At 54.6% G+C, this 19,925-nt stretch carries 15 protein-coding genes and 1 riboswitch; all 15 genes read right to left on the reverse strand.

All coding sequences use genetic code 11. The features are described 5' to 3' along the window. Positions 1 to 6 precede the first annotated feature (6 nt). Complete coding sequence (locus tag PSTEL_RS17120; protein WP_038697151.1) at positions 7 to 189, reverse strand: hypothetical protein; 183 nt, start codon at positions 187 to 189, stop codon at positions 7 to 9. 39 nt (positions 190 to 228) lie between these two features. Next, positions 229 to 1,047, reverse strand: a complete 819-nt coding sequence (locus PSTEL_RS17125) for an oxidoreductase (RefSeq protein WP_038697153.1) — start codon at positions 1,045 to 1,047, stop codon at positions 229 to 231. Positions 1,048 to 1,339: 292 nt separating this feature from the next. Beyond that, the gene (locus tag PSTEL_RS27695; protein WP_156995895.1) at positions 1,340 to 1,522 is read right to left on the reverse strand and encodes a hypothetical protein; all 183 of its coding nucleotides are present in this window, start codon (positions 1,520 to 1,522) and stop codon (positions 1,340 to 1,342) included. An 18-nt stretch (positions 1,523 to 1,540) separates the two neighbouring features. Next, positions 1,541 to 2,893 (reverse strand): TldD/PmbA family protein, encoded by a 1,353-nt coding sequence (locus PSTEL_RS17130; protein WP_038697155.1) that lies wholly within the window; start codon positions 2,891 to 2,893, stop codon positions 1,541 to 1,543. A 3-nt stretch (positions 2,894 to 2,896) separates the two neighbouring features. Beyond that, positions 2,897 to 4,288 (reverse strand): TldD/PmbA family protein, encoded by a 1,392-nt coding sequence (locus PSTEL_RS17135; RefSeq protein ID WP_038697157.1) that lies wholly within the window; start codon positions 4,286 to 4,288, stop codon positions 2,897 to 2,899. Positions 4,289 to 4,532: 244 nt separating this feature from the next. Next, a complete protein-coding gene (locus PSTEL_RS17140) occupies positions 4,533 to 8,027 on the reverse strand; it encodes a collagen binding domain-containing protein (RefSeq protein WP_052098605.1) in 3,495 nt (1,164 codons plus the stop codon). Positions 8,028 to 8,609: 582 nt separating this feature from the next. After that, complete coding sequence (locus tag PSTEL_RS17145) at positions 8,610 to 9,041, reverse strand: peptidylprolyl isomerase (RefSeq protein WP_038697159.1); 432 nt, start codon at positions 9,039 to 9,041, stop codon at positions 8,610 to 8,612. A gap of 261 nt (positions 9,042 to 9,302) precedes the next feature. Then, entirely contained in the window at positions 9,303 to 10,637 is a 1,335-nt protein-coding gene (gene lysA / locus PSTEL_RS17150; protein WP_038697161.1) for a diaminopimelate decarboxylase, read from the reverse strand. A gap of 119 nt (positions 10,638 to 10,756) precedes the next feature. After that, complete coding sequence (locus PSTEL_RS17155; RefSeq protein WP_052099262.1) at positions 10,757 to 12,388, reverse strand: spore germination protein; 1,632 nt, start codon at positions 12,386 to 12,388, stop codon at positions 10,757 to 10,759. An 811-nt stretch (positions 12,389 to 13,199) separates the two neighbouring features. Continuing rightward, the gene (locus PSTEL_RS17160; protein WP_038697163.1) at positions 13,200 to 13,625 is read right to left on the reverse strand and encodes a stage V sporulation protein AB; all 426 of its coding nucleotides are present in this window, start codon (positions 13,623 to 13,625) and stop codon (positions 13,200 to 13,202) included. After that, positions 13,622 to 14,281 (reverse strand): stage V sporulation protein AA, encoded by a 660-nt coding sequence (locus PSTEL_RS17165; RefSeq protein WP_038697165.1) that lies wholly within the window; start codon positions 14,279 to 14,281, stop codon positions 13,622 to 13,624. Before PSTEL_RS17165 ends, PSTEL_RS17160 begins: the two co-directional genes overlap by 4 nt. 282 nt (positions 14,282 to 14,563) lie before the next feature. Continuing rightward, positions 14,564 to 15,544: a DMT family transporter gene (locus PSTEL_RS17170; RefSeq protein WP_179944904.1), complete on the reverse strand. Its 981-nt coding sequence runs from the start codon at positions 15,542 to 15,544 to the stop codon at positions 14,564 to 14,566. 282 nt (positions 15,545 to 15,826) lie between these two features. Next, positions 15,827 to 15,982: riboswitch (FMN riboswitch) on the reverse strand. A 242-nt stretch (positions 15,983 to 16,224) separates the two neighbouring features. Then, entirely contained in the window at positions 16,225 to 17,682 is a 1,458-nt protein-coding gene (locus tag PSTEL_RS17175) for a carboxylesterase/lipase family protein (RefSeq protein ID WP_038697169.1), read from the reverse strand. A gap of 72 nt (positions 17,683 to 17,754) precedes the next feature. Continuing rightward, a complete protein-coding gene (locus PSTEL_RS17180) occupies positions 17,755 to 18,918 on the reverse strand; it encodes an AI-2E family transporter (protein WP_038697171.1) in 1,164 nt (387 codons plus the stop codon). A 90-nt stretch (positions 18,919 to 19,008) separates the two neighbouring features. Further along, positions 19,009 to 19,818: a GNAT family N-acetyltransferase gene (locus tag PSTEL_RS17185; RefSeq protein ID WP_038697173.1), complete on the reverse strand. Its 810-nt coding sequence runs from the start codon at positions 19,816 to 19,818 to the stop codon at positions 19,009 to 19,011. Positions 19,819 to 19,925: the final 107 nt, after the last annotated feature.

The raw sequence follows: 19,925 nt of genomic DNA on the forward strand, positions 1-19,925 counted from the left end.
CTTACTCTATTTATGCTTGCAAGAAGGTCCTAACTGATTCGTCGAAATCGCTGCAAAATGCTTTAACATTTCCCCAATAGCATAAGCTTCTTCCATCGAGATAAGAAAATTTGTATGCTTGATAAAGAAAATATCACCATCTTTCCAGTAAGTGGTTGTATCTGGCAATCGAAGATCGAAATTGGTCATATTTATTATCCTTCCTTTTTGCAAAAAAGTAGCGGCAGCTTAACCGAACATTTTGATGATTCGATCATGGGCACGATCTCCAAAAATATTTTTCATAAACACCATCGGTTTTGCCATAAAGCCTACAAGGTAGCGTGTTCTCGGTCTTCTCACGGTTACAGCTTTACCAATGGTACGTGCGATTAACTCCGGCTTTGATAACTGGTTGCCTGTATAATTCTTGATCATCCCCTCGGCCGTTTTACTGGCTGCCTGGGCATACGGACCCTTCGCAGATACCTTTTTAAGATTTTCAGCGGCAATAATACCCCAGTCCGTTTTGATACCGCCTGGTTCTACTACGATGACATCAATTCCGAATGGCTCCAATTCTAAACGAAGACAATCGGAAAGACCCTCCACCGCAAACTTGGTTGCATGATACCAGCCACCGAAATTAGTCCATATTTTCCCTCCCATTGAAGAAACGTTAACAATTTTTCCGTATTTATTTTTTCGCATATTCGGTACAACGAGCTGAATCATTCTCGCTAGTCCGAACACATTTACTTCCATCTGGCGTCGTGCCTCTTCCATTGGAACATCCTCAACCGCTCCATACGAACCGTATCCTGCGTTATTGACAAGAACATCAATTCTTCCTTCCTTCTTAAGGATCTCATTGACACCCTCTATCATGGATTCATCATCGGTTACGTCTATTGAAACAGGACGAATCCCTTTTGCGGCAAGGTCCTGCATTTTATCTATACGGCGGGCGGCTGCATAAACTGTAAACCCTTTGTTTTTCAACTCGATTGCAGCTTCTTTGCCAATGCCAGAGGATGCCCCTGTAATTAATGCAACTTTTTGACTCATGAATAAAACCTCCATAATTTATAATTGACTTCGAGTCAATAATAATTGACTTTAAGTCAATTGTCAACAAGCAGCTTATTCATACATTCTCCCTCGGCATAACTTAATATGACTCCCCTACCAATCGCCCTGCCAAAGTTCGTTTTTCAAGACAAAAAACCGCCAAGCCCATGAAATGACTGGGTTTTTGGCGGTTTTACTATATAAGAGACACTCTTCCTGCCCCGAAGGAATTGACCATCTCAAGCTTGGGTTCAAACATCCGGTAATATTGCCACTACAATGCTTACAGCTAATTTTTGATAAGCATCACTGCACAGACCAAATTAAGCGAATTATTCTCCTCCAAAAACTGAAGTAGTTTCTGAAGATATGGGATATCGTGGCTGATACTTTTATCAAAAGACTGAATAAGTTTCAGTACTTGTTGTTCATCAAACTGTTCTTTAAAATAACCTGCCATGCTTTCTTCCACAGTGACAATTTGCCGGGTTTACGCCCCTGATACAGTGAGGGAGACAGCCTTCAGCGACGGGGAAGTGCAGCTGCCGATGAATCTGGGATCGCTGCCTACCGTTTCAATGCTGTTCAAAAGCTCAAAGAAATTGCCGGACACGGTAATTTGGTTGACCGGCCTTACGATGGCGCCTGCTTCGATCCAATATCCGATTGCCGCCAGCGAGAAGCTGCCTGATGTGGCGTTGGTTCCGGCATGAAGACCCTGCAGTTCCACGATCAGCAGGCCTTTATCCGTTCCGGCAATCATCTCCTCCAGGCTCTGTGTGCCTGGCGCGATATACAAATTGTGATAGGACACTCCAATTTTGCCTTTGTATCCGCCTTTTGAAGCGTTGGAGGTATTGGCCGCCCCCGCTTTGCGCGCCGTCGCCCGGTTATGCAGGAAGGTGAGCAGCCTTCCTTCCTTCACCAGCTCATGCCGCCCGGTAGCGCTGCCTTCCGCATCGAACGCTTTGGCCGAAGGAGCGCCCGGCATCAGCGGGTCGTCGATAATCGTCACATTGCTCCCCCCGATGACCTCTCCGAGCCGCCCCTTTAACAACGAGAAACCTTTGTCGACCGACTCGGCGGAGAATACCGAAGCGAAGCTGGATAGAAGCGAGGTCGCAGCATCATTCCGGAAAATAACCGGATAATTATCCGAGGGCACCGTGGTCGCCCCAAGCTTGGATACCGCTTCCTGCACCCCGGTAAGGGCAACCGCCTCCACATCGATATCGTAAAAGCTGCTCAGCGAATAATCGAACCAGCCCCCCGTCACCGTCTCCGCCGCTTCAGGAGATTCCTTCGCAAGCACATAGATGCTTGCTGTAGCGCTGCTGCTTCGCCGATGGCAGTTCAGTCCCTTAGTGTTGATAATCGATACTTCGCTCTCGCTCACTGCAGCTGCGGAGCGTCTGACCATTTCAATCCGCAGATCGGCGTTCAGCGCAATTCGCTCCATGGCAAACGCGGCTTCAATCAGTTTCTCTGGCGGCGTCTGGATGATCTCCGCCGAATAGCTGTCAACTTCATGATAGCGCTCCGAACCCCCGAACAGCTCCTCGTCTTCGTTCAGCTCCAGAAGCTCTGCATTCCCGGCCGCTTCGGTCAGCAGGAAGGGGATTGAGGTCTCATCCAGCGCCTCAGTAGAAGCGTAACCCATCTTTCCGCCGATCAGGCCGCGAAAGGACAGTCCGCCGCTCTCTACGATTTTATAAGCGTCGATTTCGCCTTTCACAACGGATACGGATAAGGATTTCCCGCTTGAATAGTAGATCTCCATATCTGTGAACCCGGCTTCCCGTCCTTTGCGAAGCAGCGCTTCTTGAAATTCAGCAATGTTCACCGCCTACTCCCCCTTTCTTCCGCCGACCGTCATCTCGGACACCCGGATTGTCGGCTGCCCGCAATTCACCGGAAGGCTTCCGCTGATCGAGCCGCACATCCCCTGCCCGTGCTCCAGGTTGTTGCCGACCTTGTCGATCCGGCTTAGGATATCGATGCCTTTTCCGATCAGGGTCGCCCCTTTGACCGGCTCCGCAATCTTCCCGTTCCGGATCATATAGGCCTCCTGTACGGCGAAGTTGAAATCACTGGTCGCCGTATTGACCGAACCGCCGCCCATGGATTTGGCATAAATACCGAACTCCGTATCCGCGATAATCTCTTCACGGGTGGAGCTCCCGTTGCAGATGAAGGTATTGTTCATACGGGAGGCCGGTGCGAACTTATAGGACTGTCTCCGTCCCGATCCGGTGGCAGCCATGCCCATTTTACGGGCGCCCAGCTTGTCGATCAGATAGCCTTTCAGAATGCCATTCTCGATCAGCACATTGCGCTGGGTCTTCGCCCCTTCGTCATCGATGTTCAGCGAACCCCAGGCATTGGCGATCGTCCCGTCATCCACAGCCGTGACAAGTTCAGAAGCGACCCGTTGCCCCAGCTTGCCGGCGAAGACGGATGAACCGGGAGCAACGGAGGTTGATTCCAGACCGTGGCCGCAGGCTTCATGAAACAGTACGCCGCCGAAGCCATTGTCAATGATGACCGGAAAGCGGCCGCTCGGAGCATAGCCTGCCCGCACCATCGTCACCGCGATCCGCGCGGCAGTCCGGGCATGCTCTTCAACATCCAGGCCTTCCAGGAATTCATGTCCCGCATAAGCGCCGGGGCCGCTGAAGCCCGACTGCTTCTGACCGCCTTCTTCCGCTACGGCGCTGATGCCAAGCCTCGTATAGATCCGCATATCCTCGACCAGCAGACCGTCACTGCCCGCGATCAGCACATGCTGGCGCTGATTGCTGGCATAGATACGCGTCTGAGAGACGGCAGGATCGTAGCCGGAAGCTTCCTGATGAGCGCGCCGCATAATCTCGATCGTCCGCTGTTTGAGTGAGCTGTCCGGCAGCGTCCCTATGTAGTGGCGGTTGTCTATCACCGCACGCCGGAGATCAATCGCCGGAATGACGGCTCTGCCGTCCCGAATGGCTGCTGCCGCTGAACGCGCAACCGTAATGAGATTGGCCTCGCTGCTGTCATTCGTGTAGGCATAGACTGCGAAGCTGCCCTTCAGAATCCGGACGCCGACCCCGTAATCTCTGCCTGACAGCGAGCTGTCGACAAGGCCGCCCACCATTTCAAGTCTGCCGTCCGTCCGGTCTTCCGCGAACAGCTCCGCGAAATCGGCTCCCGTTTCTAGCGCAGCGCCAAGCACTCTCTGAATCACTTGTTCGTGCAGCATCATATACCTCCCTCAAGCCTCATTTGTCAATCATGTGTGCATCCATTATAGCCCATAATACCCACAGCTGTCGCACAGAGCTTTTCTCCGGAAGATTACCTCCCGGACATTAACTCGGCCTGAGCTTGGAGCGCTCATGAGTGATCCGCCGATAGCTCCTCCTTATGCTGACCGACAGCGCAAAAAGCGCCCTGGCCGTAGCCGGGGCGCTTACTTATTCATCAGGCGATACCTGTACTCCCTATTAGGACTTTCTTCTGCGGCTCAGCCAGCGGTTCAGCACAAGTCCGATCAGGATAAGGCCAAGTCCGCCCATATAAATCGGCATCGAGCTGCTTTCGCCGGTCTTTGGAAGCTTGCCGGAGACAGGGTTTGAGCCCGCATCCGGGTCTTCCGGACCTCCTTTAGGAACATCCTCATCCGGAATTTCCACGCCGCCGGAAGGCACTTCATCGACGATCGGCACCTCGGATGGCGTTGCCGCAGGCGTCGGCGAAGGAACCGCCGAAGGTCCAGTAGAAACTGCCGGTCCAATTGGAACATTCTCATCCGGAATGATCACCTCGCCGCCGGTTGACGGCGTTGGCGAAGCTGAAGGAATGACGCTCGACGGAGCTGCAGTCGGCGTTGCGGTCGCACCCGCAGGCGGCGCCGAGAACGGAGCTTCCGAAGGAGCTGCCGACGGATTTTCCGATGGAGCGGAAGATGGCACCTCGGATGGCGATACAGAAGCCGAAGGAGTAGGCGTCGGCGATATTGTCACTGCCGAAGCCGATGGAGTCGGCGTCGGTGTCGGCGTGGCCGAAGGCTCCGGCGACTCCAGCTTCTTGTTCGTTACGGGAAGCGTAATCGCCGCGCCCGCACCCAGGCTGACCGCATGCTCGGTCGAGTCAAGCGTGTAGCCTTCCGGCGCCTGAGTCTCCACCAGGACATAGCTGCCGGACAGAAGACCGTTGAACACGGCTTTGCCGTCCTCATCTGTCACCTTGCTTCCAATCAGCAAACGCTCATCTCCGTTAAGACGATACAGGTTGAATTCAGCGCCGGCCAGCAGCTTCAAGTGATCGGTCTCATCCAGCTTCTGGACCGTCAGCAAGCTGCGTGAGCCATTGCCTGTGCCTGAACCGCTGGAGACGCCGACAATGACTTCGGCGGAGGTTTCTTTGGTTACCTCAACGACATTATTGCCGCTTAAAGTTGCCTTGTTGGTTACGGTCTCGCCGCTGCGGGCGGCGATCAGCGACTGATATTCCAGAACATAAGCCGACCGGATGTCACTGAGGAAGCTCAGCACAAAGGTCTGCTTGCCGGTATCCGATGTAACGATATCCAGGTTATAATCCGTTCCTTTTACCAGCTCGGGACCCGATTTGGATATCGTGCCATCAGCGGTTACGACAGTCGGATACAGATGGAAGGAATCGGCCAGCAGCAGTTGATTCGGGCTGCCTGTATCGGAAATCTTCGCATCCTTCACATAAGACTGCCCGCGGTTGATGTTGATCGTCCAGTTCAGCTTATCTCCGGACTGCGATCCGCTCTTGGAGATATAGTCGCCGCCGTGCGGAATCGTCACTGAAGCTGTCAGGTCGCCGGACACCTTGCTGTTGCCATCGAAGACGGAGGCGGTGTTGTTCGCCTTATCGCTGTCAATCAGCTGTCCTTCCAGACTCGTCTTGAATTCGACGAAGAACGGATAATTGACCGGTTCAGGGAAGCTAACTCTCAGCACATTGTCGTCGCTGATCGTTACCGTGTAGGGTACGTTCAGTTCGGACATTTTGGTTGTATTGCCGTTGGGCCACAGATACATCTGCTTCACCTTGACGGAGCCGGGAACCAGCTTCTGCGGAGACTGAATCTTGTCAACGACAACCGCGTTATTCAGCGTCATGCCGTTGTAGTTGCCACCAACCGACCAGGTGATTTCCTTGCTGACGGCATTATATTCGCCGGATTTGAAGCCGTTGTTCTTCACTTCAGAGCGTGGATCGAAGGATGCGATCGCATATCCTGTCGTTCCGTCCCAATACAGATAGGAGGTATTATAGAACTTCTCCTTGCCTGAAAGGGCGCTGTAATCGAACTTCGTTTTATAAAAGATTGTATATTTGCCGGTAATCGTATCATTAAAGCTCAATGTGAAGCCCTCTCCGGGCTGAACCGGCTGGGTATAGTCCAGCGTATAGGCCGAGGCCGGAACCTTTTTGCCTTTGGCGTCAAGGACGACTAGGGTGTCAGGCAGGAACGTAAGTCCGCCGTACGGAACGACATCCTTCACAACAACATGGCTCATCGGATAGCTGTCTTCATTCAGGGTGATCTTCCAGTTAACGGTTCTGGCAACGTAATCCGCATTCGCGGCGTCCGCCGTCTTCGTAATGACAACCGGGAAGATATCCTTGTTGAATTCCGCCTTGTACGTGCCTGAGGTAACGGTATTGTAAATGCGCTTCGCCTCGAACAGCCGCTCCTTCGGTTTCGTCTGGTACTGGACATCATAAGGCGTCGTTACATCGCGCAGAAACTGAAGCACGAAGCCGGTCTTGCCGTTCGCAGTCGCCGGTGCCAAGGTATAATCCGTGCCCGGAGTGAGCAGTGAGCCCACACTTGCATTGCCGCTGGCATCGACGCTTACGTTGTACACCTTAACCGATCCGTCCACCAGCACCTGGGTATTGTTGAACAGGTCGGTGAGGATGGCTTCGGACTGCGGGATAAAGCCGTAGTTGTAGTTGTATTCGATCTTCCACGTTACCGTCTGGGTGATCCGGTCGTAACCGATATCGTATTTCTTCAGACTCGGTGCCCGGAGAACCGTAACGGTGGAGGAAGAGCTAACCGGGCTCAAATTCGTACCGGAGAAGGTCGCCGTATTGGTGAACTGGGTCTTGGTCAGGTCGGTGATCTCAGTCGAGTACAGGATCCGGTAAGCACCGGTAATTGGCGAAGCCTTGAAATTCACCGAAAGCGTACCACTCTGGGTGTTCAGCTCGTATTGGGACGGGTCCACCAGGATGCCCTGATTTACGGTGCCGTCCAACTGCACATCCAACTGATAGACAGCCACCGTTACCGGGTCAATCGTAAGTCCGGATGGAATCGGATCGCTCACGGATGCGCCGTACACGGAGTCAATCGTCTTGTTCACATCTACCGACCAGTGAATGGAGGTCGCATTAAAGCGGTCGGCCGTTCCCTGCTTGTCGATCGTGGAAGCGACGTCAGGCTTAAACCTGACAACGACGACCTGGGTATCCCCATTGACCGGAAAATAAATCTGCTGTGTGGTGCTGCCCTTGATTACTTCTTTATCAAAACGGGTCGAAATATTCAGAGTGCCATGGACATTGTCATGACTTTGAATGAATTCGTTGAAGGTCATCGTTACCAAATGGGTCGCCTGGCTCACTGTAAAAGTTCCGAAATCGCCTTCATCGGACTCCAGCGCTCCCCCGATATCGTTGTACAGCTTGAACTGCTCGGGCAGTTGAAAGGTGAATGTATCTCCGGCCTGATAGCTGTGTCCGTCCGGCAGGGACCATGTATAATTGAGTTTCACCTCAGCCCCCTGCTCGTATACGTCTCCGGTAACCGTCTGACCGTCGGGGCCGTATACCGCCATGGATACGCTCGTAATAATATTCGTGTCACTGTCGATCGCAGCCGCTTTGGCATCGGTCATGAAACCGAGCCCGTAGCTGTACTGGGCAATCAGCAGCATGATCACGAGTCCCATGGCAAACCTTTTCCTCAACATTCTCCGCAGCGTCATCCTTTTTATTCCCCTCTTCCCTTATGTTTTTACCGGCACTGTACCGCTGGTAGATTATATAAATGGAGTATTCTGCAACAGGGAGAATTATTCACGGGCTGCCGGGCTCTTGCCGGGCAGTCAACCGCTTTTTTGTAAGCGTTATGCAAGGTGAGTCTCTTGATGCCGAATTGTCAGGAACGGGGAGCGACAGTCTTGGCGGTGTCTTGAAATCGTTCGCCTCCGTCCGTTATGTATCGCATACTTTAACGCTTGAATTGCTCCCGGTGTGCAATTTCCATTTAACGCCGTATAATCTGTAGACTTAACTCTGTTGTCGCGGCTTCCTCACGGTGTGCAGGGACGCGAGAACGTCGCGCCGTCTTTTGTTCTCTGAGTTGTTCTGTATTGAGAACACCTACTCATAGCTTATTACCCACAATTTAATCTGTCAAGCCAGAGTACGAAGACTTATTTTCCGGATAAAAAGACAACGAGCCCCCGCAGAAACCTGCGGAGGCTCGGGCTTGCAGCTTATTCGATTACTGCCTGGCTTGCTGATAAAACTTAGGCTTCGAAAACTTCAACCGAAGTCATTTTGTCACGGCCCTGGAAGGCGTCGACATATTCCATGCCTTTTACAACCTTGCCGAATACGGTATGCTGTCCGTCAAGATGAGGCTGCGGTGCATAGCAGATGTAGAACTGGCTGCCGCCGGTGTTGCGGCCGGCATGCGCCATAGCCAGAGTGCCGCGCTCATGCTTGTTCGGGTTGATTTCGCAGTTGATGGTATATCCAGGTCCGCCAGTACCCGTTCCGTTCGGACAGCCGCCTTGGGCAACGAAACCCGGAATAACGCGGTGGAACACAAGTCCATTGTAGAAGCCGTCATTCGCCAGCTTCTCAAAGTTGGCAACGGTATTGGGAGCGTCCTTCTCGAACAGATCCAGCAGCACTTCGCCGCCGTTCTCTAGTGTAATCTTCGCTTGTTTAGCCATATGTAAATAGCTCCTTTCCATATTAACGAAATGTGTAGTACGCGTTCACGCCGATAGGTAGGGGATTATCGGTAGATCTCACAGACCCCGGCTGAAGACGTACTAGTCCAGTGTACTATGAAACCCGGTTCAAAGCAAAGCAGACGGATTCCTGTCCGAACCCAGTCGAAATATCCAAAGTCCCTTTCCCGAGACCATAACAGAAGCCCGCTGCACAATGGCAGAGGGCTTCCAATAACATATAGACGGGACAGTGCTTATTTACTTCGTTACCGCCTGCTTCGTCATACGCGCCGGCACCAGATCATTGGCCACAATATCGCCGTGGCTTTCACGTTTGACGACCAGATCACTTTGCCCGTTCTGGACGAACACGACTGCCGGACGCCGGATGCGGTTGTAGTTGCTGGCCATGGAGTAATTGTAGGCGCCTGTGCAGGCGACCGCAAGCAGATCGCCGCTCTCCGCAGCCGGAAGCTCCACGTCGAAAATGAGCATATCGCCGCTCTCGCAGCATTTGCCGGCGATGGATACTGTTTCGGACACAGGCTCATTCGCGCGGTTCGCCAGCAGTGCCTCGTACTTCGATTCATACAGAGCCGGACGCGGATTATCGGTCATGCCGCCGTCCACGGCGACATATTTGCGAACGCCCGGAATGTTCTTGCTTGTGCCCACGGTGTAGAGCGTCGTTCCGGCATCGCCCACGATACTGCGGCCCGGTTCCACCCAGATTTCGGGAAGGCTCTCGCCGATCCCGGCAAAATATTTCTTCACCGCGTTCGTAATTGCGGCGACATATTCCGATACCTGAAGAGGCGTATCGCCTTCGACGTAACGGATGCCGAAGCCTCCGCCCAGGTTGACGACCTTAAAGGAGATATTCAGCTCGTTTTTCACGCGGCGGGCAAAATCGGCCACTCGTTCCACAGCCATCTCGAAGCCTTCCGTCTCGAAAATTTGCGAGCCGATATGGGAATGAACGCCCAGAAGTGTCAGATTCTCCTTGGCTGATGCAAGCTGCACCGCCTCGAAGGCGGAGCCGTTGCCGATGTCGAAGCCGAACTTCGAGTCGGTCTGGCCCGTTGCGGCATAGGCATGATGCGCATGCGCTTCAACACCCGGCGTAACGCGGAGGAGAACATTGACTGTGACTCCTCTGCCAGCAGCGATGGCCTGGAGCAATTCAAGCTCCGTGAAGTTATCGACAACGAAGCAGCCAATGCGTGCGTCCAGCGCCATTTCGATCTCATCCGGCGTCTTGTTGTTTCCGTGGAAGTGAATGCGTTCAGCAGGGAACCCGGCCTGCAGCGCCGTGTACAGCTCGCCGTCGGATACGACATCCAGAGACAGCCCTTCTTCGTCCGCGATCCGGCACATCGCCATGACCGAGAACGCCTTGCTGGCGTAAGCAACCTGGAAACCCAGCCCGCTGGCTGCGAAAGCGTCCATATATTCACGGCAGCGGCGGCGGACCAGCTGTTCATCCATAATATATAGAGGCGTTCCGTATTCGGCCTTAAGCTCGGTAACGTCGCACCCTCCGATTTCCAAATGACCGGCATCGTTAATCCGGCTCGTCCCGTGTAAGAACATATTCTACAATCCTCCGATTTCATATTTGGAATATCCATTACATTCGTCCTGTGATATCCAGTATAGCAGAGGATGGGAAAGTTGTAGAATGGACAAATGCACAGTTCATTTGTATTATCCTACGATTCGTTATTCTGGATATTCGGCGGACCGATGCGGGTGTTGTCCCGTGTTTTGTTGGAGGAAGGCCTTGTCTTGGAGGCCATTACCTCCCGCCGGACCAGAATGGCCCCTAGAGCCTTTGCATTAAAAGGTATAAAGGGCCATAAATAAGACGAGTTATAGGACCGGTTGAGCGTCAGGAGCACAATCAGCAGCGTCGAACCGATGACAAAGCCGGGTACGTGGAAGAAACCCGTCGCCATCAAGAGCAGAAGCCTGACGATCCGGTTGGCCAGACCGAGCTCATAGCTTGGGGTGGCGAACATGCCGATCGTTGCCAATGCCATGTACAAAATAACCTCGTTGACGAACAGACCGGTCTTCACCGCAATATCCCCAATCAGGATGGCTGCGATCAAGCCCATCGCCGAGCCGAGCGGAGTCGGTGTATGAACAGCTGCCATCCGCAGCAGATCGACGCCGAGCTCGATCATCAGGAACTGGGCGAGCAGCGGGATTTTGGCTGTCTCCTGCGGACCAAGAAACTCCAGAGACGCGGGCTTAAACTCGGGGTGCATGACGAAGAGCATCCAGAGCGGCAGCAGAAAGATCGAGCACAGTATCCCTATAAAGCGAACCCACCTCAGGTAGGAACCAACCATGGGCGTCTGCCGGTTCTCCTCTGCATGCTGGCACAGATCAAAGAACGTGGTCGGAATGACCATGACGCTGGGCGATGTATCGACGAATACGACAACCCGTCCTTCCATCAGGTGGGAAGCCACCACATCCGGACGTTCGGAATAACGGACCATCGGATACGGGTTCCAATTTTTGCCGACAATCGCTTCCTCCAGTTGCTTGTCCGCCAGCGGTATTCCGTCTATATTGATCGCTGCAATTTTCTCGGAGACCGCCTTGACCTGGGACTTATCAACGATATCGTCGATGTAGGCAATAGCCACATCCGTATTTGTCCGGCGGCCGACCTGATGCAGCTTGAAGGTAAGGCCCGGATCGCGAAGACGGCGACGCACCAGGGCTACATTGCTGAGCAGCGTCTCCGTGAATCCGTCGCGGGAGCCGCGGACAACACGCTCGATTGACGGTTCGTCCGGCGATCTGGCCGGGTATGAACGCGTATCCATGACGATGACCTGTCGTTCTCCATCAACGAAAAGTGCGCTCATGCCCATCATCGTCTTGTTGACCGCTTCGCTGAACCGGTCCGTCTTCTCGACCTGAATATGCGGAATGTAATCGATCATAAAGGCGGCGACGGCGTCGGTCGTCATGTCAGACGGCGTCAAGTAGGTAAGCCGCTTCAGTATTTCATCCATGACGAAGTCCTTGGCGAAGCCGCTCATGAAGAGAAGACCCGCTCTTGTGCCGGCAAAACTCATCTCCCGGAACACCACGTCAAAGGAATTATCAAGACCTATAACTTCGGTCAGCACTCCCCGGCTTCTATCCAGTGATTCCGGAACCCGGTCATCTCCGTTCCAATACCTGATCGATTCTTCCAGCGAATTCGATAACTCCTTGTCTCTCTTCTCCTGAATGCGGGCCTTCTTGTCCTTCGGTTTCTTCTTCTTGCCTTTGCCAGAGTCCGCTTCTGCTCCGGAACGCTTCCCGGACGCTCCGAACACAGCGTCTTGAGCTTCTTCAACTTCATCTTCTCCGGCTCCGGAATTTTCGCCCCCAATCGGGGCAGCTTCTTCAGTAAGGGCATCTTCTCCAGAAAAGTTGTTGCCTTGGGCATCCTGCCTTATTTGGGCCCAGCCTTGTCCAGGCGAATCCTCCCCTGCCTGCTCTTCTGCGCCCAGTTCCCCTGCGGCTTCCATATCCCCGGACTGAGATCGGCTTGCCGGATCAGAGTCCGGCTGACCATCTTCCGCTTCCGTCTCCTCTCCCTCCGTTAAGAGAATCCCGTCCTTCGTGATCCTCCTGTCTGCTTCCGTGTCCGCATCTGTGCTCCCAGCTTCCGTGCTCTCTGATTCCGTGCCCTCTGATTCCGAGTTCTCCGTTTCTGTGCTCTCGTCGGCCAAGGCACGGTCTGAAGCTTCCTGAGTCAAGGGAGCATCTGCAGTTATATCGGATGACGAGCTTTTGCTTGCCCCATCCCCAAAGTCTCTCGCCCCGTCCTCACGGTCACCTTCAGGCTCTCCTTCTTGCTTGCTTCCGGACAAGTCTTCTCCGGCAGCGCTGTCTTCGGCATCCGCATCGGCAGTGCCCGGCTCGGCCGAAATCTCCGCATCCCCGGAGCCGGGAGCCTCGCCGCTGCCTGCGCTCATCATGCTGCCCGGTTCCGCGCTCAAGCCTACGCCTTCAATCTCAGTATCTTTTTCTTCTCCCGCCCCGTTCTCAAGGCAGTGAGAGTCCTGCTGCTTATACCGTCCCGGCTCTTCCTCATTGATGCTGTCACCGCTGTGTATATATCTGCTCATCGTAAGCCCCCGTTTACTGTCGGTATATAAACCAGTCGAACAACGAGCCCGCTACCTTCCCGGCGACCATCGCCATCAGCAGGCCGAACAAATAGGACGTCATCTGAAGCCGCTTCGCAAGGATGGGAAGCACATTCAGCACTTCTGTCAGTGCAGCCGCAAGCATCCCGACGAATACGCCGTCGAACAGACCGACAACGGCCGGGATTACCGGACCCGCTCCGATTTTGAAGTGCCAGAAATCCGCGATCGTACCGATCAGCGATCCGCTGACCATCGCGCCTTCATACCAGTGGACCTTATCATAGCTCTGGGTCAGCTGAGCGAGACGCGGAATCATATCCAGCACGACGAACAAGGCGATGACGCCGCCTCCAACCGCAATTCCGCCGGCTATGCCGAGAAACAGACTGACCGGCAGTTCGAGAAGCACGTTCATATCCGTCTTCCTTTCCGCCTGTTCATGCCTGCCTCTTCCTTCATCTTTCGGTACTCCTCATGAACGACATACTGATCGATATTCTTCTGGTAGAGGAACATCTCCACTTCGAGCGGAGTCGGTTCCTCATTCCATTTTTTCCGGAACAGGTGATTGAAGAAGATGACCATGCCGAACCCGATCCCCAGCGAGTAGGCCAGTTGAAAAGCGTACGGATGCTCGTCTCTCCGGCCCGTCAGCATTTCGACGATCCGGATTTGGACTTCCTCCATATTGACATCTGCATGGAAATTCATAATGGTCAGTGCGGCGCCGAAGAACAGCAGCAGCCATACGAGCGCAAACCGGAAACGGGAGGACTTCCGCCTCGTATTCGGCTTGTATATTTCCACAATCGTCCGTCCTTCTCCAATCGGCTCGATATCCGCTTCCGGCACGAGTTTTTGCACATGAGGAATGACCTTCAACATGTCGATCAGGATGAGATTTCCGTCCTCTTCCTCCGGTTGAACAAGCAGCAGCGAATCGAGAGACTCCTTCATTTCCGGAGGTGAAATGATAAAGGCGATATCGCCAAGCCGTACGCCTTCTCCATGCGGCAGCGTCACCCGGCTCTTCAGCTGAATATAGATGACGGGACTGGTCAGGCTCTGCATCGGCTTGCCTCCTTGCGGTTCATCTGCAATGCGCGATATGCATGGTGCATGTGATATCCGGACAGATCATAACTGGGTCCATTTCCGGCCCTCATCCGCCGCAAGCGGACTTGGAATACCGATAGTATGTATGAAAGTGAAGTTTTTTACACAGAGAGAGCAACTTTGCAAGTTTCCGGAAGCAGAAAAAAGCCCCTGCGGAGCGAGTCCACAAGGGCGTGTCATGCGGTATTTGATTACATCAAACTCTGTTTCGGCCTCCCGCTTCCGGGCGTTAAGGCATCAGGAAATCTTGCGCAGCTCTACCTGGGCGGCGGGTTCCGCCTGCTCCTTCTGCTGGGCAGAGATCGCGAACAGCGCTGTCCAGATCAGCACAAAGCCCAGAAGCTGCGCCCAGGTTACAAGCTGACCATAGACGGCCCAGTTCAGCACCAGACTGGTCATCGGGAAGCTGAGTTCAGCCAGCGTGGCGAACGATGCCTTCGTGGTGCTGAGGCCGCGATAGTACAGCAGCATGCTGAGCAGACCCGGGAGCAGCGCCTGCAGCAGCAAGTTAAGCGAGATCAAGGCCGATGTGCCAAGTCCGCCGTTCAGCTGCCAGGGTGCCCCCTGCGACAACGTGATCACAAGCAGCAGAGGCAGCGCCAGCATGAACCGCAGCGAAGTTACCGTCTCATACTGCATCGTTCCGAGCAGATACCGTCCCATGACGGTCGAACCGCCCCAGAGCGCCGCCGCTCCAAGAGCCAGCGCGCTGCCGGCCGTAACGAAGCTGCCCGCATGCCCGAACGGCATGCTCCATCCGAAGGTCAGCAGATAGGTGCCAGCCAGCGCAAGCAGCAGAAGCGGCAGGAAGTAACGGGGAAGCCGCTCCTTCAGAATGACCGCCGCCAGGCCGATCGCGAACAGCGGCTGCAGCTTCTGCAGCAGGATAACGGCATTCAGATCACCGCTGGACAGAGCCTGGGTGAACAGTATCGTCGCCACCGCCGAGCCTCCCCACGATACAAAGAGCAAGGCCCCGGCATGCCGCAGGCGAATTCGCTTCAGTTCGGCACGGCGGCGCCACAGCACCGGCGCGGCAGCTAGGAACAGCACAACATGCTCCAGCAGCACAATCTGCGAAGACGTCAGCGATTTCAGCAGCAAAATACGAAACAGCGGGTCCACGCCCCATAAGGCGGCGCCCAGAACAACCAGCCAGAAGCCTCCGCGAAGCGGCGTCTTCCGCGCTTCTTCGCCGGCAGCAATTGTTTTACCCATAACCATTACTCCTCACTGATACAAATTTCGGGTAGCAAGGATTAACGCCTGCCTTGGACCTTGCCTTGTGCACGTTTCCGTTCGCCATGAATCCGGATTACCGTTTGAAGGTTCTAAGCAATAATCTTCAGATTCTTATATTGGGACCAAAAAACCCCCGAAGCCGCACTTGAATGCGTCCCGGGGGTAATATCCGATATCAACGTCCAGCCAGAAGAAACAGTGCGCCCCCCATTCTTCGCAGGGACAACCGTTCCGCCGGCAGCACTCGGCGTTTCTATCCTTGATCCTCTCTCATCCGGACTGTACCGTCGGCTCTGGAGTTTAACCAGATCAGTCCCTTGCTTATTTGCCCAAGCGAGGGAGTCGCGGGCTGCGATTCGCTATTCAGCGAACCTCACCGCCGGTCAGGAATTTCACCTTACCCCGAGAATCTTGTATTCCGTTAATTTTTTCACAACCCAAGCATATTCCTTTCGGCACAATTCGTAAAGAGTTTTCATGAAATTTTCACGAAAAAACGCCTGCCGCAGTGCTTCCACCGCAGGCAGGCGTTCAACATTAAGATAAAAGCATTAGTCAGATGCTCTCTTAGCTTGAGCTTGCTTATACACAAGAGCTGATGTCAGTTCCGATCTCCGCCCTGTAAACATCCTGATGAAAATCATTCCTATCCGCTGCTAGAATATCATTTTCCGCTTTTCGCTCTCCGGGTCTTTGACGACTGCCGGCGATTCATCAAAGATCAGAGTCGCACGTTCATCAGTCTCATATTCCGGCCAGAGCAGAGCCGGACAATCCGGATTCCCGCTGTAAGCAAAAGCCGTCCATGCGCTCCGCATCGCGTCCGATAGCGACTGAAGCTCAGGGGTTACCTGAATGCCCAGCGTCCGCAGGAAATCCATGTTTCCGAATACATAGGGGATTTCGGCGGTATGTACCGCCTTGGAGAGCAAGGTATGATCCTCCACTCCCCAATCGAAGCGGTACATCCATACCGGACCATGGCCCAGATAGCTCTCCGCAAAAGCGACCGAGCTGCGCCAGAAAAACAGGTCGGTCATCATGCCCGCCTGCCCCTCCCAATCTTCCGAATAATAGGGCGCCAGCGCCGACAGGTCGGAGAGCCCGAGCGTCTGCTCCAGCGCTCTCAGCGACTTCTCCATCGGCGGGACGGGCGTGCCTTCCCGGAAGAAATAATGCCCTTCATGACTGTTCGTGCCGATGAGCAGCGGAACTCCGGCTGCCGATCCGCCGCTCACGGCGAGGATCGGCTCCTCCGGCAGAGTGGCGGGATCGACGACCGGCTGGAAGACCATGCCGGGCGAGTCGCCGGTCAGCCGCTGCGCCACCGCAAATGCGGCCGAGAGAATGCTCTCGGCCGGCAGTGACCGGAGCTGCGAAGCGCTGCTCCGGTCCAGCCCAAGCTCGGCCAGCAGCGCAGCTGCAATGGCCGAGCCCGCCTCCGGCGGGAGCGCCTGCGACGCGCCGCTCTGCATGATGGCGCGCGCGAACAGCCCGCGCGCGGACGGCATCGCCAGCAGGGCGGCGACGCTCATGCTTCCGGCCGACTCGCCGAAGACGGTCACCCGCTTCGGATCGCCGCCGAAAGCGGCGATGTTGCCCTGCACCCATTCCAGCGCTGCGACCTGGTCCAGAAGACCGGCGTTCGAGACGAAGCCGTCTCCAAGCGGCGAGAGGTGCAGGAAACCGAGCGGTCCCAGGCGGTAATTGACCGATACGACCACGACCCGGCTCTCGGAAGCGAGGACGCTGCCGTCGAACATCGGCTGGCTTCCGGAGCCCGTCAGGAAGGTGCCGCCGTGAATCCATACCATGACCGGCAGCGATTCATCCTCTTCGGCAGGCGACCAGATGTTAAGATGCAGGCAGTCCTCCGAGAAGACGGGCTGCTGGCCCCGGAACCGGGTACCCCGGGTATCGGGCGGCTGAAGGCTGACGGGTCCGAAGGAGGACGCATCCCGGATGCCTTCCCAGGATGACGGCGGACGCGGCGCAGCGAAGCGCAGCTCTCCGACCGGAGGAGCGGCAAAAGGAATGCCGCGCCAGATTACTACGCCTTCCTCTTCTGTTCCTCTCACAATCCCATAACGGGTTGAGGCTTCAGGTTGTCTCACAACAACACATCCTTTCGAAGCTAACATTCAAGATTTGCTTTCGAGACTTATTTTTGAGACTGACTTTCGAAACTAAGATAGCGGCTTATCGTCTTCGTCCGGCTTGTCGTACAGCCCCGAACGATAACGGAACCACTGGAACACATGTGTCGCGACCACTTTCATTACTGCATATCCCGGAACGGCCAGAATAATGCCGACCACGCCGAACATTTTGCCGGCGAATACAATGGCGAAGAGGATGGTGATCGGATGGATTTTAAGCGATTTGCCCATAATTTGGGGCGAGATGAATTTGCCTTCGATCAGCTGCACCGCCGTCCAGACGACGATCATTTTGAGCAGCATGAACGGAGAGGTGACCGCAGCTACAACAAGCGCGGGTGTAATGGCGATCGCCGGCCCGAGATAAGGGACCACCGCCGTGCATGCCGCCACAATCGCAAGCACCAGCGAGTAGTCGAGTCCGATAATCAGGTAGCCGATATACAGAAGCGCACCGATGCAGCAGCTGACAATAATCTGACCCCGGATATAGGAAGAAATCTGGTCATTCATCTCCGACATCACCGACCGTGTCTGCGGCCGAAGCCCATTTGGCACGAAACGCAGAATATAATCGGGCAGCCGTCTTCCGTCGCGCAGCAGATAGAACAGAATCAGCGGAGTTGTCACTATCCCGAGAACGATCTCCGTAATCGTGCCGACCAGATTGCCCACGCCGTTCAGGGCATTCCGCAGAAATGAGGTTGCCCAGGTGGTGACCCGGGTCGTCACTTCATCGATGCCGGAGCCGGTCTTCTCCTGAAGCTGGCCGAAAAATTTGCTGCCGATGAGATGGTTGATTTCCTCCTGGATCTGCGTGCTGTACGTCGGAAAATTGTCGATCAGCCCCAACAGCTGGCGGCGGATGATCGGGATAACCGTCAGCAGGATGATCGTGATAATGCCGATAATGAGCAGATACAGGATGATGATTCCGTAGGAACGCTTCAGCCGGCTCTTCTTCTCCAGCCTGTCCACCAGCGGGTTGAGCAAGTAATAGGCGACTCCCGACAGAATCAGGGGCAGCGCCACCGTGTGCAGCAGCACCGACAACGGCCTGAAGACGAACGGTATCTTCGACAGCACCATCACATTCAAGCCGATCAGCAGAAGCACCAGCAGAAAGACGACGAATTTATTATTGAGAAAAAATTTGCGAAATTTCTCCGGCCAGATTTGCAGCCTTTGCATCCACTTGAGCCTCCCAAAAAATAGTGTTGCATTAAGGATAGACAACATCCGGAGGGCAAGTCAAATCAGGCGGCATGACGTTTCATCAATCTAAGCAAAACGGAATTCTTCAAGTCTGCCGGCATGAACAAATCCGATCGAACGATAAACTTTGTTGGAATCCGGATTTTTGGCGTCGGCATACAGCATCGGGGTCAGCCCGTTGTGCTTGCAGGTAAGGCTTAGCGAGGCGACAAGGGCGCTGGCGTATCCTTTTTTCCGGTGGGCAGGAGGTGTATAGACATCATTGATCCGGGCGTGCCGGGGAGAGCGATGGGCGATTCTCGCCATGGAGACAATCTGATCCCCATCCTTCCAGAGATACATGCCGCCCGAACTGACCGCCGAGGTGGCGGCTTTGTACACTTCCCTGCTGTCCGGTCTTCTGCCGAAGGCTTCCTGCGAGAACGCGGCCATATAAGCGGCGATCTTCTCCGTATGCGCCACGGTCGCTTTCTCAGGCATGCCTTGCACCCCCCAGGGCATGAAGACCTCGGGACACTCATACGCTTCAAGCGTCATATAAGGGTATGGCTGGCACGGTTTCACAGTTGAATAATAACGTGCGAAGCGGTCCGCAATATCCAGATCGGCGGTGATGCCAGGGAACTCCCGGTCATCCATATATTCAGCCAGCCGCCGAATCATCTCGTCCTTATCAGATGGAGATACGTCGGAGGAAATCCACAGCCACGGATTAAACCCCGGAGTCTGTCCGATTACCAGACGGCCGTCCTCCGTTCTGACCCGGAGCGCATCCTGGCTTCCACAGATCAGGTGAAGCAGATTATAACGGACTTCGTCTTTACGAAAAAGCTCTCCCTCCAGCACAAGATCGTCTTTCGGCAGATTCATGAACATGAGGCTGTCCCTCCAACTCTTCTTGTTTTTTGGCAGCGCGGCTACATTATTCTGGCCTTTACGGCTCCTTGATAATTGTATGCCAAGCTCGCTGACAGCAGGCTTAC

It is taken from the genome of Paenibacillus stellifer (genome assembly GCF_000758685.1).
GTDB classification, from domain to species: Bacteria; Bacillota; Bacilli; order Paenibacillales; family Paenibacillaceae; genus Paenibacillus_AQ; species Paenibacillus_AQ stellifer.